The following is a 24523-nucleotide window of genomic DNA, read 5'->3' as shown; positions in this document are numbered from 1 at the left end:
AACCCGCTCTCCTGCATCAGGGTTTTATTAAAACGCTGTTTTTATCGAGAGAACGCCAAAGCTTTTCTTTCCAGCAAACGTACACATAAAGTCATAATGCCGGTCAGTACCAGATAGATAATACCTGCCATCGTAAATACAGTCAGTGTGTCGTAAGTTCGTGCATTCAGTCGCGAGGCATACCCCATCAGATCCATCAGGGTGATGGTACTGGCCAGTGAAGATCCTTTCATAATCAGAATCATCTCATTGCCATAAGCCGGCAGCGCACGACGAACCGCATGGGGCAGAATCACTTTGCCCAGCGCCTGCCCTTTGGTCATGCCCAGGGCATAGCAGGCCTCCCACTCACCCGGAGCAACGTTATCAATGGCTCCTTTAAATAACTGGGTAGAGTAGGCGGCACTGTTCAGTGCCAGAGCCAACATGGCGCAAAACCACGGTTCGCTCAGCAATGGCCAGAGGCGGCTCTCTTTAAACAGGTCGAACTGTGCTGGGCCGTAGTAGATTAAAAAAATCTGTACCAGCAGTGGCGTACCGGTAAATAACAGTATTTGCAGTCTGACCAGTGAGTTCAGCACTTTGATTCGCAGCGACAGCACCAGAGTAAACAGCAGTGCCAGTGTGCAGCCGAGCAGCAGACTGGCAAAGGTCAGCTCCAGAGTGGTTCCCAACCCTTTCAGCAGCTCAGGCAGATAAGAGAGCGCGGTGTCCATACTCATGCTTTTACCTCCCGGACATAGCGGCTGGAGTGTTGTTTCATGCGATTTAACAGGTTCTGGCTGAGCAGAGTGATGACCAGGTAAATCAGTGCGGCAATGCAGTACCAGGTAAAGGGCTCATAAGTCTGAACCGATATCAGCTGTGCCTGTCGCAGGATATCGTTAATACCAATCAAAGCGACCAGTGCCGTATCCTTCAGCAGCACCAGCCACTGGTTGCCCAGTCCGGGCAGGGCATGGCGCCATGCCTGGGGGAGTACAATGCGAAAGAAAGCCCGGCGAGGGTTAATCCCCAGAGCCCTGGCGGCTTCCTTCTGTCCTCTCACGACGGACAGCAAGGCCCCCCTTAGAATCTGGCTGGCATAGGCTGAGTAGATTAACGACAGGGCAATGGTGCCTGCGGTGAACGGACTCAGCTCAATGAACTGATCGGTCAGTAGAAAGAACGCGTGTGTGAAACCAAAATAGACAAAGAAAATAATTAGCAGTTCTGGCAGACCCCGCAGAATGGTAACGACAGATGTCGTTAGCCAGGCCAGGGGGCGAAAACGGGACAGTTCTCCCAGGGCAAACACCATAGCCAGAATCAGGCCGACCCCCAGGGCTGACAGAGCCAGCCCCAGAGTCATCAGTGTTGCATCAAGAAACAGCCCGGAGTAGCGCGTAAACGCGTCGGTGAGGGGAGATGCATCCATGAGTTTTGTCCGTAAAAATAGTCGTTACCCGGTTTATCTGGCTTCTGGAAAGTACTTGTCATGAATCGCCTGCCAGGTGCCGTTTTTCTTCAGCGTGGTCAGGGCGTTGTCAATCCGCTCTTTCAGAGGATCATTCTGACGTACAGCAATACCATAGCCGACACCGAAATATTCTGCGTCCCTGATGGTTTCACCAAGATGGCCGTAATCACCTTCACCCCGTTCCAGCAGCCAGTCGTTGGCAACGGCTGTATCAGAGAACACGGCATCCACGCGACCGTTGGTCATGTCCAGAAAAGCATTCTGAATGGTTTCATAGGGGCGAATGGTCACACCCTGCTTTTCGAATTTGTCGATCATGTAAGTCTGGAAGGTTGAGCCGTTCTGCACACCTACGGCTTTGCCTTTCAGGTCATCTGCGGACTTGAATGGTTTGGTTTTGGCCGCCACAAAAGAAGCTGAGTTCTCAAAGTAAGGCATGCTGAAATCCACCTGCTTCTGACGCGCCGGGGTAATATCCATACCGGCTATCACCGCGTCAAAACGACGGTATCTCAGACTTGGAATCAGGCTGTCAAAAGGCTGGTTGTTAAACGTACACTCTGCTTTTATTTCTGTACAGATGGCCTTTGCAAGATCAATGTCAAAGCCGGTCAGCTCATTATTTTCGTCCAGAAACTCAAAAGGCGGGTAAGTGGCTTCGGTGCCAAAACGGATGGTTTCAGCGGCCTGAACCTGTAAACTTCCCAGAGCTAATGCGCCAGTGGTTACGGCGATGGCATATAACTTTTTCATTCGATACCCCTGTTCCTGGTATGACTCGTGTTATCGGTATGACTTATCCTGAAGCCGGTCAGGCTTCTGGTTTAATGTTCCAGAAATGCCTTGAATGCAGCAGTTTCCGGTTGGGAGAAGTGACTGGCGGGACCGTCTTCAACAATGTGTCCGTCTTCCAGATAGATCACACGGCTGGCGACTTTTTTGGCAAATTCAACTTCGTGGGTTACAACAACAATTGTTATGCCGGAGTCGCTTAATTCTTTAATGATATCCACTACCTGGTTGGTGATGGCCGGGTCCAGTGCTGCTGTGGGTTCATCAAACAGCAGGATCTCCGGTGACAGCATCAGAGCCCGGGCGATAGCAACCCGCTGCTGCTGGCCTCCGGACAGGGATGAAGGCCAGGCTTCAGTCTTGTCCCCCAGCCCCATGCGCTGCAGAAGTTCATGGGCCTGCTTAACTGCCTGCTCTTTTGGAACACCCTGGACGACAGGGGCTTCTATCAGGTTCTGCAGTACGGTCATGTGTGGCCAGAGATTGTATTGCTGGAATACCATGCCGACTTTTTTTCTCAGGCTGCACGCCTGTTGCTTCAGTTGTTTATCGGCCCTGTCGTGGAACTGAAACGACATACCGGCAATTTCCATAGAGCCGGTGTCCGGGGTTTCCAGCAGATTCAGCATACGTAGCAAAGTGCTTTTTCCTGCTCCACTGGCGCCCAGAAGAATCGTTGTCTCTCCTTTGGGAATGGAAAAGCTGATCTCTTTCAGAACTTCAGAAGAACCGAATGATTTACTGAGGCTTTGTACTTCAATGCCCATTGCCTGTAAGTTTCTTTGATTATGAATGTTGGTAGATTCTCTTATACTACGGTGCTTGAAATCAAGTTTCATTTGAATAACTATTCAATTACTGCGGTTTTTTATACAGAAAGCAGTATTTGGAATAGTTTTTGGAATAGTTTTTAGGAAAAGTTTTCAGGAATAGTATGGCCAGTCAAAAACAGGAAGACCTTGTAAAAGCTTTCCGACAGTTGCTGAAGGACGAGAGCTGTGGTTCCCAGAGCCAGATAGTCAGTGTGCTTCAGGAACAGGGCTTTGATAATATCAGCCAGTCAAAAGTATCAAGGATGCTGAGCCGTCACGGAGCAGTCAGGGCTCGCAATGCCCGTAACGACCTGGTGTACTGTCTGCCACCGGAAATGGGTAAGCTGGATGCTAATATTTCCGTTCGTGACCTGGTCGAGGAAGTAGCCAACAATGGTTCCCTTATTGTTATCAAGACCAGTCCGGGTGCTGCGCAAATGGTGGCCCGGTTGTTGGACTCCATCAGCCGGGCCGAAGGTATTCTGGGGTGTGTGGCCGGTGATGATACCATCTTTGTTGCGCCTGCCAATGTGAAGGAAATCATCGCCATACAGGACAGTATTGAAGAGTTGTTTAACTAGACGTATACATTAGTAAGACGGGACTGCATTGCAGTCCCGTAACTTCCGCTGAAGCACATCCGTTCGCTACAGCAAAACCCATTAATTAAAATTGCCACAGATCAAAAGTCTTTTAAAAACAGTATCTTCCGTATTGCCTTTTCGTTGTTGGGCGAGATAGATTGCGCTTACATCCTATTTCGGGGTGTAAAGCTGCTTATCAAGTTGCCCGAACAAAAATAGATAAAGGAAGAATAAAGATGAGAAAGCTCAAGGTAGCTATTGCCTCATGTGCGGCAATGCTGTTGGCTGCCTGCAGTAGCCCTCAGGATACCGCAGGGGTAAGAGACACGGTTATTGTTGCCCAGAGGTCAGACGCTAAAACGCTGGACCCTCATGCCACCAATGATCAGCCCTCTTCACGTGTGGCTGTTCAGATATACAGCCAGCTGGTTGAAACCGATTCTGATATGAATATTGTTCCCGGGTTGGCAGAGTCCTGGGAGCAGCTGGACGATACGACAGTACTCTTTAATTTACGAAAAGGTGTTAAGTTTCACAACGGTGAAGAGCTGAAAGCTACCGATGTGAAATTCACCCTTGATCGTATGATTGCATCGCCGACAGTGGCCCATATTGTGGGTGCTATCGAATCGATCGCAGTGGTGGATGATTACCGTGTAAAAGTCACCACCAGTGAACCTTTCGGTCCGTTGCTGTATCACCTGACCCATACCGCATCTTCCATTCTTAATGAAAAAGCCGTTACTGAGGCAGGCGACAACTACGGGCAGAACCCTGTAGGTACTGGCCCTTATGAGTTTGTCAGCTGGTCTGTAGGCGACAGTGTTACGCTGAAGGCTTTTGATGATTACTACGGCGGCAGGCAGGAAGTGCCTAATGCCATCTTCCGCAACATTGCCGAAGGGACTAACCGTGCCATCGCCCTGGAAACGGGAGAGGTTCATATTGCTTACGATATCGAACCGATCGATAAGGATACGGTTAACAACCACAAAAACCTCAAGCTGATTGAGGGTGAATCCCTGTCGATTACCTACTTTGGCTTTAATGTTAACAAGGCGCCATACGACAATGTCAAAGTGCGTCAGGCCATTGCCTATGCCATTAATACGCCGGATATTATCGATGCTGTCATCATGGGCGGTGGACTGCCTGCAAATTCCCCGATCAGTACCCGTGTATTCGGTCACAGTCCTGAAGCGAAACAGTACGAGCAAAACTACGACAAGGCCCGTCAGCTGCTGAAAGAAGCAGGCTATGAAGACGGATTCAGCACCACCCTGTGGGTCAGCGACAACCCGGTTCGTATTCAGATTGCCCAGGTGATTCAGGCGCAGTTGCGTGAACTGAACATCCATATGGCGATTGACGTCGTTGAATGGGGCGCTTTCCTCGATGGCACCTCCCGTGGCGACCATGAGACCTTTATGATGGGCTGGGTGACAGTGACCGGTGACGCTGATTATGGTCTGTATGCCCTGTTCAATTCCAACACCCAGGGCGGTGCGGGTAACCGGTCTTTCTACAGCAACCCGCAGATTGACGCCAGACTGGAAGCGGCAAGGGTATCCAGCGATATGGAGGAGCGCAGGAAGCTGTATGGTGATATTCAGATGACCCTGCAGGAAGAGCTGCCAACGATCTCTATTTTCAATGAGTTCCAGAATGCGGGCATGCAGGAAAATGTGAAAGGCTTTGAGCTGGCACCTGCCGGCCACCACAAACTTCGCGGCGTTCGCTTTGAAGGCTGATCTGTTCAGATGTCCGGCAGGCTTTGTGCCTGTCGGCGCTATTACCTGAAACTAACCACTGCCTGAAACTGATAACTGTCAGAAACTAACAATAAATCAACACCTATATCGGTTTAAGCGACAGGCTCCTGATGTCGTTCAAGCCGTTGCTGTCTGGTGATTCATGCATAATTTTATTCTGAAAAGGCTGTTCCAGCTGATACCGGTACTGCTCGGTGTATCCCTGCTGGTCTTTGCCATCATGTCGTTTACTCCGGGGGACCCGGCACAGCTCATTCTGGGCGAAAATGCACCGCAGCATGCGGTAGAGTCACTCCGGGAAGAAATGGGGCTAAATGATCCTTTTGTCATGCGTTATGCCCGTTATGTAGGGAATGCCGCAACGGGCGACCTTGGTCGTTCCTATTCTTCTGGCCGCGATGTATTCAATGAAATATTTTCACGCTTCCCTAACACCCTCATTCTCGCAACCCTTGGGACATTGATTGCCATATTGATTGGTATCCCGGTGGGGATTCTATCGGCAACACGTCAGTACTCGTTTATCGACAGTGGCTCGATGCTGATGGCATTGCTGGGTGTGTCGATGCCCAACTTCTGGCTGGGCCTTATGATGATACTGGTCTTTTCCGTTAATCTGGGCTGGCTGCCGTCTGGAGGGTATTCAGACTGGAGTTCACTGATTCTGCCCGCCATTACTCTGGGAACCGGATCGGCAGCCATTATTACCCGCATGACCCGTTCTTCCATGCTGGAAGTGATTCGTCAGGACTACATTCGTACTGCCCGGGCAAAGGGCGTTGCCGAGAATGTGGTGATTAACAAACACGCCCTGAAGAATGCGTTGATTCCGGTCATTACTGTCATTGGCCTGCAGTTTGGCAACCTGATTGGCGGTGCTGTGCTGACGGAAACGGTTTTTTCATGGCCGGGCGTTGGCAGGATGATGGTCGATGCCATTCGCCAGAAAGACACGCCAATGGTGATGGGAGCTGTGATGTTTCTGGCCGCCGCCTTTACTCTGGTTAACCTGCTGGTTGATGTCCTTTACGGTTATGTCGATCCACGCATCAAGTCTCAATACGCTTAAGGTCTACAGGGAGAGCTGATTATGTCGAAGGAAATGACTCTGGAAACTTGTGAAGAGCCTTCCAGAGCTGCACCAAAAAAACGCAGTCCCTGGCTGGAAGTCTGGCAACGCCTGAAGCGTAACAAAATGGCTATGCTGGGGCTGTTTATTCTGTCCATCGTCGTTTTTGTGGCGGTGTTTGCCGGTGTGATTGCCGACTATGAAACGGTGGTGGTTGCCCAGAACCTGGGAGACCGGCTTCAGGGTCCCAGCGCCGAGTACTGGTTGGGAACCGACGAATTTGGCCGGGATATTTTTGCCCGCCTGATTCATGGCGCAAGAGTGTCGTTGCTGGTGGGGGTTCTGTCGGTTGGCATCTCCATCGTTATTGGTGGTGCGCTGGGGGCGGTTGCCGGGTATTACGGTGGCAGACTGGACGACATTATCATGCGAATCATGGATGTCTTTCTGGCGGTTCCCAGTATTCTGCTGGCGATCGCTATTGTCTCTGCACTGGGAGCCAACCTGACGAACCTGATGTTGGCAATAGCCATTTCCAATATTCCGACCTTTGCCCGTGTTGTCCGGGCCTCGGTGCTGTCAATCCGGGACCAGGAGTTTATAGAGGCGGCACATGCCATTGGTGCCAGTGACGCGCGCATTATTTTTCGCCATATCATTCCTAATTCACTGGCTCCGGTTATTGTGCAGGGGGCGCTGGGGGTGGCGCTGGCTATTCTGTCAACCGCTGGCCTGAGCTTTATAGGTCTGGGCATCCAGCCCCCCGAGCCTGAGTGGGGGTCAATGCTTGCCGGTGGTCGTCAGTATCTGCGTCATGCCTGGCATGTGACCACGTTCCCCGGACTGGCCATTATGATTACGATTTTGGCATTGAACCTGCTGGGTGATGGTTTGCGCGATGCGCTGGATCCCCGCCTGAAGCACTAGTGCATGAATTCAATGACATTGACGTGTTGTGTAGGTTGGGTCGAGCGAATGCGTTTATGCCCTTGGGTAATACCCAACACGGCAGTCCAATGTCGTAAAGAATGACAAGGACAAGAATGTAGTATGTCTGGAAATAATAATGGACAGCCTTTGCTGTCAGTTGAAGACCTGAGCATCGTCTATGAAGTCGATGGGGAAGTTACCCGTGCCGTCAGTCACCTTAACCTGACGCTGCAAAAGGGAGAGACCCTTGGGCTGATCGGTGAAACCGGTGCGGGAAAAACCACAACGGCATTGGGACTGATGAGGCTGGTACCCAACCCGCCAGGTCGCATTACCAGTGGCAAGGTCGTGTACGATGGACAGAACCTGCTGGACCTGCCAGAAGAACAGATGCGAACCATCCGTGGCAACAATATTTCCATGATCTTTCAGGACCCCATGACCTCCCTGAATCCGGTCATGAGTGTGGGTGATCAGATTGCTGAAGTGATATTGATTCATCAGGATGTCGATAAAGCCCGGTCCGTTGACAAGGCGAAAGAGATGCTGGAAATGGTGGGTATCCCTGCCGGGCGTTACAGTGAATTTCCCCATCAGTTTTCCGGTGGCATGAAGCAGCGTGTGGTCATTGCGATTGCCCTGGCGTGCAACCCCGACCTGCTGATTGCTGACGAGCCGACAACGGCACTGGACGTAACGATTCAGGCGCAGGTTCTGGATCTTATGAAAGAGCTGAAGCAGAAATACAACACGGCCATGGTAATGATTACCCATGACCTTGGTGTGGTTGCGCAGGTATGCGATAAAGTCGCCATTATGTACGCAGGTGAAATCGTTGAAAGCGGGCCAATTCGTGACGTTTATAAAAATACCCAGCACCCTTATACGAGGGGACTGTTCGGCTCCATACCCGATTTGAATAAAAACGCCGATCGTCTTATACCTATAAAAGGACTGATGCCTGACCCAACCCACCTGCCCGAAGGCTGTAAGTTTCATCCACGCTGTCCGGATGCGACAGCACTCTGTGGCAAGGTTTCACCGAAACCGGTTAATGCGACCAGTGGAAGTGATCACTTTGTCAGTTGTCATCTGTGCCAGCCAGCGTTCGAACAGGCGGGATAAGGAAATTACTATGTCTGAAGCTATGTCTGAAATCATGCTTGAAGTCAGAGGACTGAAAAAACACTTTGATACGCCAAAAGGTAAACTGCATGCCGTTGATGGTGTGTCATTTTCCATTGAAAAAGGCAAAACGCTGGGGATTGTTGGAGAGTCAGGTTGTGGCAAGTCCACTACCGGCCGTGTGATCCTGCGTTTGCTTGAGGCGACCGAAGGAGAAATTCTGTTTGAAGGGCAGGATATCCGGAGCCTGGATAAAAAGCAGATGCGGCTGCTGCGGGAAGATATGCAAATTATCTTTCAGGATCCCTTTGCTTCCCTGAACCCCCGTATGACCGCCAGTGAGATTATTGGTGAACCACTGATTATCCACAAACTGGTGAAAAACAAGGCTGAACTCGCCGAACGGGTTGAGGAACTGATGGATCTGGTGGGGTTGAGCAGGCGTCTGGTCAACACATACCCTCACGAACTGGACGGAGGAAGACGACAGCGTATTGGTATAGCCCGGGCGCTGGCACTGAACCCGAGATTTATTATTTGTGACGAGCCTGTGTCGGCGCTGGATGTTTCTATTCAGGCTCAGGTGTTAAACCTGATGCAGGATCTTCAGGACAAGCTGGGACTGACTTATATTTTTATTACCCATGACCTCTCTGTCGTTAAACACTTCTCTGATGATATTGCGGTGATGTATCTGGGGCAGATGGTTGAAAAAGCAACGGCAAAGGAACTGTTTGAGCGACCATCCCACCCTTATACCAGAGCGCTTTTATCAGCCATTCCAACGACGGACCTGGATCAGATGATGGAGCGTGAAGTGTTGCAGGGAGAAATAACCTCACCCATTGATCCGGCTCCGGGTTGTCGCTTTGCCGGGCGCTGTAAATATGCGACTGATGATTGCTCAGCCGGTGATCTGCCACTGCGTGATATTGGCAATAATCATTTTGTTGCATGTAGCCAGCTGGATCGTTTTACCCATTAGTGATTCAAAGGGTTTACACCAATGTAAACATAGGTCAGTGCGGTTTACCGCACTGACAATAGTCTATATTCTTCGTTCAGTTCTTTCCGTTGGCATTACTGAGCTGAATGATTTCCCCGACCTTCTTTCCAGACGACAGTCATCAGACTCTGAAGTCAGATAACGATCGCCGTTTGTCTTCCTGTTTTGAGCTGAGTGGCGACTGGACCCACGCACCTGTTCAGCCATTTAAGCAACAATTATCTGATGTTTTGCAGCAGGAAGAAATCGAGGTTATCTACTTTGCCGAAGGTAAAGGCTTTCGCTGGGACTCCGGCACTATGGCATTTATCCTTTACTGCCAACGGCTTTGCCAGAGTCACAACTGCACACTGGATGTTCGCCAACTGCCTGATGATATCCAGTCGCTGCTAAAGTTGGCTACCAGTGTTCCTCCTAATCAGGAAGACAATAAAAAGTACATTGATTACTTTCAGGTCTTTCGTCAGAGCCTGGGATGGATTAAGGACTGGTTGCGTTTTTTCGGGGAAGTCGGGCTCAGTCTTCAGAACATGATTCGGGGGCGCAGCGATGCACGCTGGTCTGATGGTATTAATTTTCTGCATCAGGCAGGGCCGTCAGCCGTTCCTATCGTTACCCTGCTCAGCTTTCTGGTAGGAATGATCCTTGCCTATCTGGGGACAGTGCAATTGCGGCAGTTTGGCGCAGAGGTATATGTGGCTAACCTGGTGGGGCTGGGCATGGTGCGGGAAATGGGCGCTCTGATGACTGCTATTATTATGGCCGGACGCACTGGCGCATCCTATGCTGCACAACTGGGTACCATGCAGGTTAATGAGGAAATTGATGCACTGACAACGCTGGGCATCAAACCTGTCGATTATCTGGTTTTGCCCAGAATGCTCGCCCTGATAGTTGCCATGCCTCTGCTGGTGATTTACAGCAATATTCTGGGGATGCTCGGGGGCGCTATGGTGGCTGTCAGTATGGATATTACGCCACGAATGTATTACTACCAGTTATCCCAGGCGTTTTCGATGATGGATGTGATGACCGGCGTCGTCAAAAGTGTTGTCTTTGGTGGCCTGATCGGTTTTGCCGGCTGTTATGCCGGCCTTAGATGTGGGCGGTCATCGGCAGCGGTGGGACAGGCGACGATGGCTGCGGTGGTGACCGCGATTGTTTATCTGGTTATCGCTGATGCGGGGCTGAACATCCTGTACTTCCATCTGGGCATTTAAACGACATGAACCCTATCAATTCAAATCGTGACAATTTTATTCGTGACAATGCCATTGAAGTACGAAACCTCAGGTTACAATACGGCGACAAACTGATTCAGAAAGACCTGAATTTCAATGTCCATAAAGGCGACGTATTTGTCATAATGGGCGGCAGTGGCTGTGGTAAAAGTACACTGCTAAAGCACATGATTGGCCTTTATTCTCCTGCCCGGGGACAGATTCTTTATCATGGTCAGGACTATTTTTCTGCCTGTGAAGATGAACAGTTATCAATGCGCATGCGCTGGGGTGTGACCTATCAGGGCGGCGCTCTGTTCAGCGCCATGACCCTGGCTGAAAATATCGCCTTGCCGATGCAGCAGTACACAGACTGGAACAAGGCTGAAATCAGCGACCGCGTGGCCTATAAACTGGCCCTGGTAGGTCTGGCAGGCTATGAGAACTATTACCCATCAGAAATCAGTGGCGGCATGAACAAGCGGGCAGGGCTTGCGAGGGCGCTGGCACTGGACCCTGAGATTCTGTTCTTCGATGAGCCTTCCGCTGGACTTGACCCTCTCAGTGCCGGACGTCTTGATGACCTGATACTGGAACTGAGCCAGTCGTCCGGAGCGACAGTGGTGATTGTTACCCATGAGCTGGCGAGTATATTTGCGATTGGCAATAATGGTGTTTTTCTGGATGCCCAATCCAGAACCCAGCTTGATACCGGGGCGCCGTCTTATATGCTCAGGCACAGTGAGCAGCCCCTGGTGCGTGAATTTTTATCCCGTGGTGAAGTACCTTCGAATCCTGTATGACTTTCACCAAAATGACCTAAGGAGTAAGGACAGGCTGTAATGAGTCGCACAGCTAATAAACTATCCCGCCCGATTATGGTTGGCATTTTCATGCTGGCTATGGCTGCCCTGATTACAGCACTTATCGTGTTTGTAAACCAGGGCAAGCTCTCAGGCAGAAACAGGGAACGCATGGTCGTTATATACGACACAAGCATTATGGGTCTGAATGTCGGGGCGCCAGTGACCCTGCGAGGCGTCAAGATTGGTGAGGTGGCTGATATCAAGGCCAAGCTCTATGATGACTCTCACCTGGTGTTGAATACGGTCTATGTTGATATCTACCCTGATACGATTGTTTCTTCAGATGAAGCTAAACCTGAGTTGAGTCTGGAGGAGCTGTATCATCGTGGGCTGGGCATTAAGCTTAAATCACAAAGCCTGTTGACCGGGCTTCTGTATATGGAAGTTGACTTCTATCAAGATGCTCACCCCCGGAAAGTGGATGTTGAAACCCGGTATCCACAGATTCCGACGGTACCCAGTGATTTCGAAAGTTTTGCGCAGGAATTTCAGAATATGAATCTGCCGGAGTTGATGACTGACCTGGGTGTACTGGCAAAGAACCTTAAAGAGGTGACCAGTACCGAGGCCTTCAAAAACCTGCCCGCAGAGTTTAACGAAGCCATGCGCTCATTTGAGACGATGGCAGGCGAGATGGGAACCAGCATGACGGATATGCGCAATGAGTTTGTTGGCATGGCGCAGGGGATGGAAGAAATGTCCAGAACCATTGCAGATGGCTTCCCGCAGACAAACGACAACATTAACAGAATGCTGGAGACTCTGACTCAGACGCTGGACTCTATGGATGAAACCATTGAACTGCTGTCCGATACCGTGGCTCCGGATTCGCCACTGATGTATCAGCTGGAACGCAGTGCCACTGATCTGGGGCGCTCGGCAAGGGCTGTTCAGGGGTTGGCTGAAATGCTGGAAGAGCAGCCTAATGCTCTGGTATCAGGGAAAAACCGGGGAAAACAATGAAAGCTGTGTTGTATCGCCCATCTGCTGTATTGCTGGCTGCGCTCATAATGATGCTGTTGGCAGGTTGTGCCAGTTCGGTACCCTATCGTTATTACACCCTGCAGCCAATGGCAGAGCGGCAGGAAAGCGGGCTGACAGGTTCGGTTGGGGTTATGCCGGTTGCCATTCCTGCCTGGCTGGATCGCAGTCATATGGCTTACACCGATGATGCATTTCAGTTGCATCAGCTCAGCCTGGATCGCTGGGGTGAACCTCTGGCAGAGGCAATGACCCGGGTGCTGACCCAGAATCTGCAACGTAAAAACCCTCAGGCTGATGTATTTCATGGTCCCTGGTTGCGGAGTCAGAGGCCGGATACCGATATTCAGGCAGAGGTACAGAACCTGATGTTGAAAGGTCAGCAGCTGGAACTGGAAGTCAGCTGGCGCATAAATGGCGAGCGTCGTGTGAATCGTTATAAGGCGACCATCAATGAACAGCCTTCTGCTGTTGAACTGGCAAGAGCCATTAGCGAGCAGTTACAGCAATTTTCAGATGACCTGCAACAGAGCCTTAAGTCAGAAAGCCTGAAGTCAGGTTCCTGAGCGGAAAAACGACAGCGATAAAAAAAGGGTTTTCAACCGAAGTTGAAAACCCTTTTGGTATTACTGGCTATTATTCGCCAATCTTGATCAGCTCGACATCAAATACCAGAACAGAGCCAGGAGGAATGGAGCCCGCCGGACGGTCACCATAGGCCAGTTCAGCCGGAATCGTCAGCTTGTATTTAGAACCTTCAGGCATCAGCTGAAGACCTTCCTGCCAGCCTTCGATCACGCCACTGAGAGGGAAGGTCGCTGGCTGTCCACGCTCAACACTGCTGTCGAAGGTGGTGCCGTCGATCAGCTTGCCGGTGTAGTGAACAGTCACGGTGTCTTCCATTGTTGGCTTCTTGCCATCTTCCTTGCCAGCTTCAATGATTTCATACTGCAGGCCGGATTCGGTGACCTTAACGCCTTCTTTTTCAGCGTTTTCTTTCAGGTAGTCTTCTGCTTTCTGGCGGCTTTCTTCCATCATTTCCTGCTGACGCTTTTCGATCAGAGGACGCAGAGCCTGATCGTGTTCCTGCAGGGCGGAGATAATAGCTTCTTCATCCAGCTGGCTCTTGCCGTTAACGGCATCGGCGAAACCTTTGATGACCAGCTCGCGATCCATTTTCAGACCCAGTTCATCCTGGCTGTCCAGAGTCTGCTGGGCGTAGCTGCCCATGGAGGCTCCCATAGCGTAAGCAGAAGTCTGCTCAGGTGTATCCAGTTTAGCTTCAGCGTCAGTTGCGCTTTGCTGGTTACAACCTGCCAGAACAACGGCAGCCGCCAGTGCTGAAATCTTGAGAATCTGTTTCACTCTTTATCTCCAAAGTGTCCTGCAGAGGGAGCAGGAATCACAAGCCCGATGTTAAACACGTGAGGAAAAACACCGGTTACCAAAATCAATAAGATGCGAATAATCGCACATAGGTGTCTATTGTTGAACCGTTTATCTGCAGTTTTATTGATGTTGACACGTTTTTGACATGGAACAGACAGTGTGTAAGGAGAGGAAAACTCTCCTTACTGTCGGCTATATCGCAGAGGAATGTGGCTGGTCATGATCCTCTGGCAGAGCCAGGGAAATAATAACGGTAAGGGCTATAAACAGGCTGGAAATCCACAGACAGATGGCTAAACCACCGATGCCAAACATCAGGCCGGATAACACTGTTCCGATCAGCCGGCCCATGGCATTAGCCATATAGTAAAAGCCAACATCCATAGAAGCACCGTCTTCCCGGGCATAACTGACGATCAGATAAGAATGCAGCGATGAATTAATGGCAAACACTGCGCCAAACACCAGCAGACCTGCGACGATGGTAAACTGGGGATGCCATTGCCATTGAATGCCCATCGCGACCAGAACAGACACTGCCAGCAGCAAAGCCGCCCAGACAATAGCAGACAGTCGGCCAGCCTGATTCCCCGTGATTTTAGGGGCAATACCCTGCACCAGACCGTAACCTATGACCCAGGTTGCCATAAAGCCACCGGTTTCTGAGTGACTCCAGTCGAAGACACTGGACAGGTATAAGGGCAGCGCCACGACAAACCAGACATCCCTTGAGCCAAACAGAAACATTCTGGCTGCAGAGAGAATGTTAATGCTGCGCTGGCCTGAGAAAATATGGCTGAACTTCGCCTTGCTTTTTGCTTTGCCCATGTCCTTGTCCAGCCACAGCAGGCTGAGGCAGAGAACGGCAGCCAGTACGGACGCCATTGCCAGAACTGCAAAGCGAAAGCCTGCCAGACTCAGTAACGCACCACCAATAAAAAAGCCTGCACCTTTCAGGGCATTCTTGGAGCCTGTCAGAATGGCTACCCATTTATAGAGCCTGCCCTGCTGTCCGCCACTGACCAGTTTTTTGATGGAAGTTTTCGCGCTCATCTTGTTCAGGTCTTTGGCGATGCCCGACAATGCCTGGGCAAACATCACCAGTGGCACCGACAGCCATTGTGAGGGGACTGCCAACAGGCACAGTGAGAGAATCTGCATGGCAAGACCGACATTCATGGTTCGGTTCAAACCGATCCGGGCTCCAATCCAGCCACCGACCAGGTTGGTGACCACACCAAAGAATTCGTAGAACAGAAACAGCATGGCAATTTCCAGCGACTGGTAACCCAGGGCATGGAAATGCAATACAACCAGCATTCGCAGGGCGCCATCCGTGATGGTGAAGTTCCAGTAATTAAACGTCACCAGCAGGTATTGGCGCATATCGCGACTCAGCGACGACAGCAGGCGATTCATCTCAGGCAGACCCTACTTTTTTCACCAGTTCCGCAGTACGAACGGAGTAACCCATTTCGTTGTCATACCAGGCGTAGATTTTCACCATACGACCATCAACCACCATGGTGCTGAGGGCGTCGACAATCGTAGAACGCTGGTCGCCTTTGTAGTCGATGGAGACGAGAGGCTTTTCTTCGTAACCGAGAATGCCTTTCAGTTCATTTTCGGAGGCTTCCCTGAGCAGCTGGTTGACTTCTTCAGCGGTGGTATTGCGGGCTACGTCGAACACCATGTCGGTGATGGAAGCATTGGCCAGAGGCACTCGTACAGCGTGACCATTCAGGCGGCCTTTCAGCTCCGGGAAAATTTCCGTGATGGCAGTAGCAGAACCGGTGGTGGTTGGAATCAGGGACATGCCGCAGGCACGGGCGCGACGCAGGTCCTTGTGCGGTGCGTCCAGAATGGTCTGGGTATTGGTCAGGTCGTGAATGGTGGTCATGGAACCGCGCTCAATGCCCAGTTTTTCCTGAATCACCTTAACAATCGGTGCCAGACAGTTGGTGGTGCAGGACGCAGCCGTTACAATACGGTGCTGTTCAGCATCGTACAGGTGATCATTAACACCCATCACAACATTAAGAACACCTTCTTCTTTCACTGGCGCTGTTACAACAACACGTTTTACACCCTGGTCCAGGTACTGTTGCAGCAGGGCTTTTTTGCGATGAACACCGGTGCCTTCGATGACAACGTCACAGCCGGACCAGTCAACCGCGCTGATCTCACGTTCCTGTGTACAGCGGATCGTTTTGTCATTGATGATGATGTTGTTGCCATCGGCACGGGTCTGGTGGTGCCAGCGACCCTGTACAGAATCAAATTCCAGCAGGTGCGCCAGGGTGGTGGCATCGCCAGCGACATCGTTGATCTGTACGAATTCCAGCTCCGGCCAGTCGAATGCAGCGCGCAGTGCCAGACGTCCAATACGACCAAAGCCGTTTATACCTACTTTAATAGTCATGCCTATACTCCAGTGAACTCTTTATTGAGCTCTTTACTGAGCTGTTTACTGAACGAGTCAGTGAACGTTGGTTGAAAATTTGTTTTATGGAGATTCAAATGCTGATCAGCAGCAGGGAACCTCTGCAATGGAAGACAGCCGTTTAATATCTTCCTGATATTCCTGCTTGAGACAGTTGGACTGACCCAGATTATCAATAACCTTTGTCATCCAGCCTGATAGTTCTTTAGACACTGAATAATAGACCCACTGACCTTCTCTGCGGGTTGACAGAATACCCATGGTTCTCATCTGTGCCAGGTGTCTTGAAACCTTTGGCTGGGATTCATCCAGCGCCGAAACCAGTTGCTGAACGCATAGTGTGTCGTTGCGACTTAACAGGAGCAGGCAGCGCAAGCGGGTTTCGTCTGCCATCATTTTGAAGAATTCGTGGGGTAACATATTATAAGCTCGTGTATCGCTATATATGCATAATCATATATATTATTTCTGATCTGTCAATAAGTAGCTTTAAGCGAACCCGGCTCCTATGGAGCCGGGTTGGGGTATTGCTGATGAATGTGCTCTATGGCCTCCAGCACATCCGACGACAAGCTCAGTTCACTGGAACGGAGATTGCTGTTCAACTGTTCAGGATGAGTGGCCCCTATGATGACACTGGTGACAAAAAAGCGTGAGGTCACATAGGCAATAGCCATCTGGGCAGGGTCAAGGCCTGAGTCTCGTGCCAGGTTTACATACGCTTCGGTAGCCTTTAGTGACTGAGGCGATGAAGTGTAACGAGTGAATTTTTTGAAACGTGTCAGGCGGGCATTAGCCGGGTTCTGCCCGTTAAGATACTTACCCGTTAACGTTCCAAAGGCCAGAGGTGAATACGCCAGTAAACCAAGCTGCTCCCTGTGACTGATTTCTGCAAGACCGACTTCAAAGCTGCGATTCAGCAGATTGTAGGGATTCTGGATGCTGACCGGACGGGTTTGCTGCTTTTCCCTGCTGGTGTTGAGGTGTTTCATAGCGCCCCAGGGAGTTTCATTGGACAGGCCGTAGTGGCGGATTTTGCCTGCCTGTACCAGATCGTTCAGTGCCTCCAGCGTGATTTCTATAGGAGTGCCGTCTGTTTCAGGAGGGGTGCTATAGCCCAGTTGCCCAAAGAAATTGGTGTTGCGGTCTGGCCAGTGAAGCTGGAACAGGTCGATACAGTCAACTCCCAGACGTTTAAGGCTGCCTTCAACCGCGTGATGAATATGTTGCGGTGTCATCAGACGACCGCCGTTCATATAGTCATAGCCAGGACCACAGATTTTCGAGGCGATGACCAGACCCCGGTGATGTCCTCTGCGCTTCAGCCAGTTGCCAATGATGGTTTCTGTGGCGGTATAGGTTGCCTCTCTGGCAGGGGTTGGATATAGCTCTGCGGTGTCAATAAAGTTGACGCCATAATCAACCGCGCAGTCCAGCTGCTGAAAGGCTTCCTGTTCAGTATTCTGTTCACCCCAGGTCATGGTCCCGAGGCACAGTGTGCTTACCTTGATATCGGTCTGGCCCAGTTGACGAAACTCCATGATGCAACTCCGCTAAATTTGTTGAACATTCTACGCTTAGCTCACAGCAATATTGAACTTTTTCCTGTAATGATTAGTCAAATGCATTTCAAAATAACTATTTAAAAAGAGATGTTTATGAAGAATGCATTATTGTTTATCTGGGCATTATTGCTGCTGCCTTGCGCCTATGCTGCCGATTGCCTTGATCAGGATTGTGATGAAGGTAGCATTTCTCTTGATGAATGCCTGGATGATCGCTTCCGAATTCCATCTGGCCCTTATATAAAGCAGCGATGCGGGGATGACGCAGACTGCATTCACAGAACCTTCTCTTATGACGCTGAGCTGGATGAGTTGAGTTTTTTTTCAAGCGATTCCTATTACCGCGTTAATACACACTCTGTGAGCAATATATGCAAATTAAAGAAACAGGGATTTCAATTCAATATGAAGCCCGAATATGGTTACCTTGGAACGACTCATCCCCATGCAACCATCAGGTATATTGGTACAAATGACAAGGAAACAAGAATTCTATCCGGAAATGGGGCCGTCGCTGAAAATGAAAGGACACTGATAGAGCGCTGGATCATGGAGCCAGAGAATCATTTCCAGAAGGGCTGTATCAATATTCGTTATTATCCTTCTGAAGATATGTTGACAGCGGATTGTTTTGGGTATGAGAGGGAAGCAATGCGGAGCAATCAACATATCAGCACTCCGAAAGTAACTACTAATACGGCTATACCGTATATAAGTCTGTACAACGATAATAACCATGTGTTGGTCAATGATGATGGAATGCTCAGGGCGAACCTTCTCGATAAAAGCAACTTTCTTGCTACAGCTCAAAAGCACAGTAAAATCAGCAATTTATGCCAGAGCTGGAATGCGGAGCATAAACATTTTGATGGTTATGAAGTCTGTGATTCCAATGTGAATATACCTGTTCATAACTGCAATGCAGAAGAGACAGTCTATGATGAAATTCACGATACACTTTTTGTAAGGTGTACCAACCATAAAGGCGTGTATCATTTACAAAATGCAAAAACCTGTCAGGATCAAAACTACGACATTCATCTCGAAGAAGAATACAGAGTGGAGATACTGAAATGGTATTCGCAAACAACTCGTGTAGTGGTGGTGGGTTGGAAAGGCTTGTCATGCAGAGTCAATAAAACGAAGTTTTTTGAAAGATATGGCTTATAACAAAAATAAATAAAATTGGACGGAAGTGCTGAGAAGCTTAGCATTTTCGCTGTAAGCCCCCTGCCTTTTAGAGGGTGTCGTAAAACCCACCACAAGCCGGTAATCTGGATATAAAGTAGCTTTACCGGCTTCAGCATGACAACAAGACCGCAAATAAAAATTAATACAGCTCCACAGCTCGATATTTTTTCAGGTGTAGACAGTAGTCCTGATCACAAAAAACAGGATAAATCCAAAAGATCAGGTAACAAAACAGACAAGCGACGTTTTGTTGCTCCTGACCCCAGCGCCATCACACTTGGCAACACTAACCTGAAAGAACACCTTGAACTAACAGGTCAAAAAACACCTTTTACCGTTGCATCCCTTCTTGATGAGCAGGACTGGTCTGATTTTGAGCACAGGTATGCCTCAGAAGGACGCCCTCCTTATTCACCCCGTAATATGATGGGTTTGATTCTCTATGGCATTATGCAGGGCATTACCTCACTAAGAACTCTGGAACGATTAGCCCGTGTTGACCTTGGCTGCATGTGGGTTACCGGAGGGATTTTCCCAGACCATGCCATTATTGGTCGCTTCATCAATATGCATAGCGAGTCCATGACTGGTCCATTTTTTGAAAGTCTGACACGAACCGTTCTTAAAAAAACAGACTCCGATGGAAGTTGTCTGGCTGGTGATGGAACGGTCATAGAAGCCGCTTGCTCAAGCTACAACCTGATGAAGCAGGAAGCTGCGCAACAGGCTCATGAAGCAGCACAAAATCAAGCTGATAACCATCCAGATTGCCCTGAAAGCAAAAAGAATCTGGAGATGACCAGCAGTGCTCTCGAGGCAGTAGTTGAACGCAATGCGAAGCGAAAGAAGAACGGCAAATCAGGAAATGCTGTCGTAAGCCCTACAGAGCCTGAAGCTGTTGTTCAAAAGATGAAACGGGGGCGAGGTTACACAACGGGTTACAAGCCATCCGTATTAGCCAATAGCAAGCGGGTGGTACTGGCTCAAGCTGTTGACCCAACCAATGAAACCACTGTCGTAAGCCCAATGCTTGACCAGTCAATGCAAGTCACGGATAAACCCGTTGATGAAATGCTACTGGACGCGGGTTATTTCAATGATGAAGTCATTGCAACCAGTCTGGAGCGCGATATCAGTTTGCTATGTCCTGAGGGCAAAGAGCCAGGAAAGCCCAAAGAGTCAGCAAAGTTCCAGAAGGGGCATTTTTATTATGATGAAACCAATGACGTTTATCGTTGCCCTGTAGGAAAAGAGCTGGTTCTCATCGGCCAGGTAAAGGGAAGCACTCGCACAAAAGAGCAAAAGATATATGGCAATGGGCCGTGTGAAGGTTGCCTCCTCAAAGATCAGTGTACGAGCAATAAGAAAGGCCGCCGCATAAAACGCTATGCGATGGATGATACCAAGGATGCACTGAGGCAGGTTATGCAGCACCCGAAAGCTAAAAAGTCTTTCAGCAAAAGAAAGGCAATGGTTGAGCCTGTCTTTGCCTATTTACGGGATATACAGGGGTTAAACCGTTTTCGTCGCAGGGGGCTGGAGAAAGTTAAACTGGAGTTTGGCTTACACCTGCTGGCCTATAACCTGAGACGGGCTGTAAAAGCCAGTCTTTACGCTATTTTAAGATACAACAGGATGATTCTCTGGTTGCACTTTGAGCGGTATCGGCCATTTGAGAGAAAATGGGGCAGCTGGGAAAGAGATCCAGTGAAGCGTCATTCTTTGCAGAGAAAAGTGCTTCACTGGGTTTGAATTTTGGCTTTTAAGACACCCTCTTTAGTTGGGGGAGCAGTCACGAGCCTGAAGTAAATCGGATTCCGTTCTTTTCACAGAGACTGTCCTTTTGTGAATGAACATTCAGTCTGCTTCTTATGCTCCAGCGACAGTTGGCAGAGAACTGGCTGCTCAGGTATTCCACCTGTTCAGGCAGGATTCTGCGACTGTTCACCATGGCAAGGTATTCGGCAGCATTTGGACGATAGGGGAGGGCCAGCAGCGGCATCTCCAGTTCTTCAAGCAGGTAGTTACTTTTGTGCTGGTTACAGCGTTTACAGGCAGCAACGACATTCATCCAGTCGTCTTTTCCGCCTCGCGAGGTTGGAATAATATGATCGCGGGTCAGCATGGTTCGGCGGAAGTATTTACCACAATAAAGGCATTGGTAATTATCGCGTTCAAACAGGGAAGAATTGGTTAATGCCGGGTTGTTACGGAAAGGAAATAAACGACGACCGCCGCAGGCGACAATACTGGGAACTTCAATCACCGTGGTGGCATCGTGACATCGGTTGCGTCCGCCCCTGACCCGATAAATGATATCGCCCAGACTCCAGACGACCAGTTCCCTTGAATACAGACACACTGTCTGTTGCCAGGTCAGCCATTGAACCGGCTGGCCTGCAGCGTTAAGGCGCAGAATATACACAAACAGAACCCCCGCTTATCAGTCCCTGATAAAGGTCAACCTCTTTATGTTCACCGAATAAGCGGGCTATCGGCAAGTGTTTATTTCAATACAGCGTTTTTTGGCAGGTGCTGACACTGTTTTGCCATTTGCAGTTGTGCCTGAATTTGCAGCTGACTGGCCGACAGAGTCTTGTTATCACTGAAGGTCTGCAACTGCTGGACGCCATTGGCTGAACACTCGTTTAACAGGTTGCTGATCAGCTGATTCAGCATCGGTGACGACCGTTCAGGCTGGTTGTTCAGCAGGGCAGTAAAGATACTCTGTCGCAGTGCGGGAACCAGGGAGTATTGCGAGGCAGGAAACAGCACACGACTGATGGCTTCAGCTTCCAGCCAGGGCAGGCTCTCGAGCCGGTTAAGCCACTGGCTTTTTACCAGTGTGTCGGGCCGGCTGGCATCAGCCATCTGATACATTCTGGTCGTCGCGGGAGAACGATGTTTCTGGTACTCACGGCGTGCCAGATCCCAGCTGTTTTTGGCGGTTTTTCCCGGGAACGTGTTCAGGCGAATAATAATCTGCCACCGCCTGGTCGGGGTCAGTTGCAAATCGCTGATTTCCCAGCGCCCTTCGAGCAGGCGCTTCAACTGCATGGCACTGTCGTCGGTATGGGCAATATGCAGGAAAAAATCAAACCAGAGATTCTGTAGTGGACTGTCTGGTTCTGCGATATTCAGCTGTTGCCATGCCAGTTCTTCCAGAGTCAGCAACCAGTGGCTGCTGACGGTTTGTACCGCAGGATTAGCAGACTTCAGCCGAAACAGCTGGTCACTCAGCTGTTTCAGTCCGGTCAGCTGGCTTTTCAGTCGCCAGACATTTGTTTCATCCGGTAGTCTGGCAGTCGCGTAGGTCATGGCGGACCGGACACTGACAGGGGATTGATAGAGGTGGCTGTCGATCAACGTCTGCATTAAAGGCTCACTGAATGCCCATTTAAGAATCGTTTTCAGAGACTGTTCATCAAGCTGTACCCGCACATAGCCTTTATCATCAACATTGGGGTAAACAAAGTCCGGGCAGGGTTGTTGCCCGGGAATGTCAACCTTAGTGGATTTGCCATCAATAACAACAGGTAGTGTCCGGTAGCGCTGGAGTGTGGATTGCCTGTTTTTAAACAATCCTACATGAACGACTTGTGAGCGTTTTCCGGGGGCAGGCTGGTCAACCTGAAGGCTGCTCAGGCTGCCTTTTTTGCATTGATAAGAGGCAGAAACCGTCTGCACACCCGATGTATCAAGCCACTGTTTTTCCCAGTTTTTTAATGGTTGACCCGATGTGTTGTGAATCAGCTCAAAGAACGTCTGAGCCCGGGTACTGCTGTCTGCGTATTGTTGCAGCAGCTGCTGTAAAGCTTGCCGAAATGCATCGTCTCCAAGGTTGTGGTGAAGCAGCTGTAGAACGGCAGCGGCTTTGCTGGCTTTGATATCGCTGTTCAGGGTCGCCAAAATGTTGATTTCAGCATTGTGACGCAGAGGTTCTGCCGCTGGCAGCTGATCATAAAAATACGCTGACTGCTTCACCTGGTTGTGGAACATGGACCAGCTTTCGTCATTACTTTCTTTAGAGCGAGTATCCGTTTCGGAACGAGCCAGGGCCATATAAGAAAGGTACCTGGCCAGACCGTCCATCAGCCACTGGTCACTCCACCAGTCCATACTGATGCTGCCACCAAACCAGCTGTGAGCCAGATGTTCGAGCAGTTGCTGCCGGGTTTCTGGCTGATCGGCAGAGTGTTCTGGTAACAGGTATTTTTCATTCAGTACAACATTGGCTGAAGTCATTTCAGCGTTCAGGACATCGACGGGCAGTGCAACCATATCGTATTTAAAGAATGGATAGGGCTGCTCAAGGTACTGTTGATAAAAGACTCTGGCGTTATCGACCATTGCAAACAGTTCCCGGGGATTCGGTTCATCATGAAATGACTGACGTAACAGCAGGCGTATAGGCAGTTTACCCTGTTCATAGCGGCTGACTTTGAAAGGTCCGGCCTGCAGAGAGAATGAATGGGGGCTGACAGGCCGGGTTTCCGGAAAATACCACCAGCGTTCAGGTCCGCCACCAACCGCCTGCCGTTCCTGAGTCTGGGTGATGACCTGCCATTGTGGGGGCGCTTTGACCGTCAGCCTGAAGCTGGCTTTGATATCAGGCTGGTCAAACAGTGGCAGTATCTGGCTGGTGGCATACACGCCGGGCTGGCTGTAGAGATAGTGGTTATTGTCTTCCGGGTCGGTGAATTTTGTCAGCCCGGTATCGCTGTTGCTGCTGTCGCTGTAGGTGTGGGTGAATTCAATTTCAATGGTGTTTTCACCGGTTTTCAGACTCTTGCGCGGCAAGGTGAGCAACTGGCCATTATAATCCGGTGTCAGGCTGTTACTATTAACCAACAGCCGGTGAATCTGCCCCTGCTGGAAATCCACGGTCAGTGGGTTGTCCGCTTTATGCAGATCCAGGTGGATGGTTATTCGGCCGGAGTATTCTGAAGCTTCACCGTCAGTAATATCCAGATAGACATCATAACTGGCCTGTCTGATCATGGCTTTGCGCTGCTGAGCCTGTGCCAGCGTCAGTGAAGGCTCTGAGACAGTCACCTGAACCTTACGGGCGTTTTGCTCAGGGGGGGCGGAAGACTGGCAGCTTGTCAGACCGGTCAGCAGTGCAATACTGATGACAGCTCTGATCAAAACAGTGCTGAGAAGGGTTAAACAGTACCTGAGCATTCATCCCACCTGTAACATCATGGCGACCCGGAAGCCTTTAAAAGCACAAAATAAAAGAGATAAAGATAGACCAGCTTATACGTAGTTCAACTGTTGCTTTCTTTTTAGCTGCCAGCGGGCAGTCTTTGTCATTGG

The 24523-nt window shown here is 50.0% G+C and carries 23 protein-coding genes; 12 read left to right on the top strand and 11 right to left on the bottom strand.

Annotated features, from left to right (window positions below; genetic code table 11):
• Positions 1-41: 41 nt before the first annotated feature.
• The 4 genes from artM to V5J35_RS03580 all read right to left on the bottom strand — a co-directional run bounded on the left by artM (position 42) and on the right by V5J35_RS03580 (position 3018).
• Positions 42-722 carry an arginine ABC transporter permease ArtM gene (gene artM, locus V5J35_RS03595; RefSeq protein ID WP_354009944.1) on the bottom strand — a complete coding sequence of 227 codons (681 nt, stop codon included), beginning with the start codon at positions 720-722 and terminating at the stop codon, positions 42-44.
• Complete coding sequence (gene artQ, locus V5J35_RS03590; RefSeq protein WP_354009943.1) at positions 719-1417, bottom strand: arginine ABC transporter permease ArtQ; 699 nt, start codon at positions 1415-1417, stop codon at positions 719-721. The genes artM and artQ overlap by 4 nt, the downstream gene beginning before the upstream one ends.
• 33 nt (positions 1418-1450) lie before the next feature.
• The gene (locus tag V5J35_RS03585) at positions 1451-2212 is read right to left on the bottom strand and encodes a lysine/arginine/ornithine ABC transporter substrate-binding protein (RefSeq protein ID WP_354009942.1); all 762 of its coding nucleotides are present in this window, start codon (positions 2210-2212) and stop codon (positions 1451-1453) included.
• 71 nt (positions 2213-2283) lie between these two features.
• The gene (locus V5J35_RS03580; protein WP_354009941.1) at positions 2284-3018 is read right to left on the bottom strand and encodes an ATP-binding cassette domain-containing protein; all 735 of its coding nucleotides are present in this window, start codon (positions 3016-3018) and stop codon (positions 2284-2286) included.
• Positions 3019-3185: 167 nt separating this feature from the next.
• On the opposite strand from V5J35_RS03580, the gene argR reads away from it, so the two are divergent.
• From argR to V5J35_RS03530, 10 genes are all read left to right on the top strand, one after another.
• Positions 3186-3644, top strand: coding sequence for a transcriptional regulator ArgR (argR, locus tag V5J35_RS03575; RefSeq protein ID WP_354009940.1), 459 nt, complete (start codon positions 3186-3188; stop codon positions 3642-3644).
• Between the two features lie 239 nt (positions 3645-3883).
• Entirely contained in the window at positions 3884-5398 is a 1515-nt protein-coding gene (locus V5J35_RS03570) for a glutathione ABC transporter substrate-binding protein (protein WP_354009939.1), read from the top strand.
• 163 nt (positions 5399-5561) lie between these two features.
• Positions 5562-6488, top strand: a complete 927-nt coding sequence (gene nikB / locus V5J35_RS03565) for a nickel ABC transporter permease (protein WP_354009938.1) — start codon at positions 5562-5564, stop codon at positions 6486-6488.
• A gap of 21 nt (positions 6489-6509) precedes the next feature.
• Positions 6510-7415 carry an ABC transporter permease gene (locus V5J35_RS03560; protein ID WP_354009937.1) on the top strand — a complete coding sequence of 302 codons (906 nt, stop codon included), beginning with the start codon at positions 6510-6512 and terminating at the stop codon, positions 7413-7415.
• 123 nt (positions 7416-7538) lie between these two features.
• Positions 7539-8543: an ABC transporter ATP-binding protein gene (locus V5J35_RS03555; protein WP_354009936.1), complete on the top strand. Its 1005-nt coding sequence runs from the start codon at positions 7539-7541 to the stop codon at positions 8541-8543.
• Positions 8544-8553: 10 nt separating this feature from the next.
• Entirely contained in the window at positions 8554-9528 is a 975-nt protein-coding gene (locus V5J35_RS03550) for an ABC transporter ATP-binding protein (RefSeq protein WP_354009935.1), read from the top strand.
• A 107-nt stretch (positions 9529-9635) separates the two neighbouring features.
• Entirely contained in the window at positions 9636-10769 is a 1134-nt protein-coding gene (locus tag V5J35_RS03545) for an ABC transporter permease (RefSeq protein ID WP_354009934.1), read from the top strand.
• Between the two features lie 5 nt (positions 10770-10774).
• Positions 10775-11572 (top strand): ABC transporter ATP-binding protein, encoded by a 798-nt coding sequence (locus V5J35_RS03540; protein WP_354009933.1) that lies wholly within the window; start codon positions 10775-10777, stop codon positions 11570-11572.
• A 39-nt stretch (positions 11573-11611) separates the two neighbouring features.
• Complete coding sequence (locus tag V5J35_RS03535) at positions 11612-12598, top strand: MlaD family protein (protein WP_354009932.1); 987 nt, start codon at positions 11612-11614, stop codon at positions 12596-12598.
• Complete coding sequence (locus V5J35_RS03530) at positions 12595-13182, top strand: PqiC family protein (RefSeq protein ID WP_354009931.1); 588 nt, start codon at positions 12595-12597, stop codon at positions 13180-13182. The genes V5J35_RS03535 and V5J35_RS03530 overlap by 4 nt, the downstream gene beginning before the upstream one ends.
• 70 nt (positions 13183-13252) lie before the next feature.
• On the opposite strand, the gene V5J35_RS03525 is transcribed toward V5J35_RS03530, so the two are convergent.
• The 5 genes from V5J35_RS03525 to V5J35_RS03505 form a co-directional block, all read right to left on the bottom strand.
• The gene (locus V5J35_RS03525) at positions 13253-13981 is read right to left on the bottom strand and encodes a BamJ family beta-barrel-assembly machinery protein (RefSeq protein WP_354009930.1); all 729 of its coding nucleotides are present in this window, start codon (positions 13979-13981) and stop codon (positions 13253-13255) included.
• A gap of 216 nt (positions 13982-14197) precedes the next feature.
• Positions 14198-15424, bottom strand: a complete 1227-nt coding sequence (gene arsJ, locus V5J35_RS03520) for an organoarsenical effux MFS transporter ArsJ (protein WP_354009929.1) — start codon at positions 15422-15424, stop codon at positions 14198-14200.
• Between the two features lies 1 nt (position 15425).
• Positions 15426-16427, bottom strand: a complete 1002-nt coding sequence (locus V5J35_RS03515) for an ArsJ-associated glyceraldehyde-3-phosphate dehydrogenase (RefSeq protein WP_354009928.1) — start codon at positions 16425-16427, stop codon at positions 15426-15428.
• A 105-nt stretch (positions 16428-16532) separates the two neighbouring features.
• Entirely contained in the window at positions 16533-16868 is a 336-nt protein-coding gene (locus V5J35_RS03510) for a metalloregulator ArsR/SmtB family transcription factor (protein WP_354009927.1), read from the bottom strand.
• A gap of 86 nt (positions 16869-16954) precedes the next feature.
• On the bottom strand, positions 16955-17989 hold the full coding sequence (locus tag V5J35_RS03505) for an aldo/keto reductase (protein ID WP_354009926.1): 1035 nt from the start codon (positions 17987-17989) through the stop codon (positions 16955-16957).
• Positions 17990-18106: 117 nt separating this feature from the next.
• Here V5J35_RS03505 and V5J35_RS03500 point away from each other — a divergent pair, with 117 nt between their 5' ends.
• Together V5J35_RS03500 and V5J35_RS03495 are read left to right on the top strand one after the other, a co-directional pair.
• Entirely contained in the window at positions 18107-19183 is a 1077-nt protein-coding gene (locus V5J35_RS03500; protein WP_354009925.1) for a hypothetical protein, read from the top strand.
• 135 nt (positions 19184-19318) lie between these two features.
• A complete protein-coding gene (locus V5J35_RS03495; RefSeq protein WP_354009924.1) occupies positions 19319-20956 on the top strand; it encodes an IS1182 family transposase in 1638 nt (545 codons plus the stop codon).
• A 40-nt stretch (positions 20957-20996) separates the two neighbouring features.
• Here V5J35_RS03495 and V5J35_RS03490 read toward each other — a convergent pair whose 3' ends face one another.
• Both V5J35_RS03490 and V5J35_RS03485 read right to left on the bottom strand, forming a co-directional pair.
• Positions 20997-21629, bottom strand: a complete 633-nt coding sequence (locus tag V5J35_RS03490) for an HNH endonuclease (RefSeq protein WP_354009923.1) — start codon at positions 21627-21629, stop codon at positions 20997-20999.
• An 80-nt stretch (positions 21630-21709) separates the two neighbouring features.
• On the bottom strand, positions 21710-24388 hold the full coding sequence (locus V5J35_RS03485; protein WP_354009922.1) for a M1 family aminopeptidase: 2679 nt from the start codon (positions 24386-24388) through the stop codon (positions 21710-21712).
• Positions 24389-24523: the final 135 nt, after the last annotated feature.

It is taken from the genome of Endozoicomonas sp. NE40, assembly GCF_040549045.1.
Lineage (GTDB): Bacteria > Pseudomonadota > Gammaproteobacteria > Pseudomonadales > Endozoicomonadaceae > Endozoicomonas_A > Endozoicomonas_A lisbonensis.
This window is presented reverse-complemented; position numbering and strand designations above follow the sequence as displayed.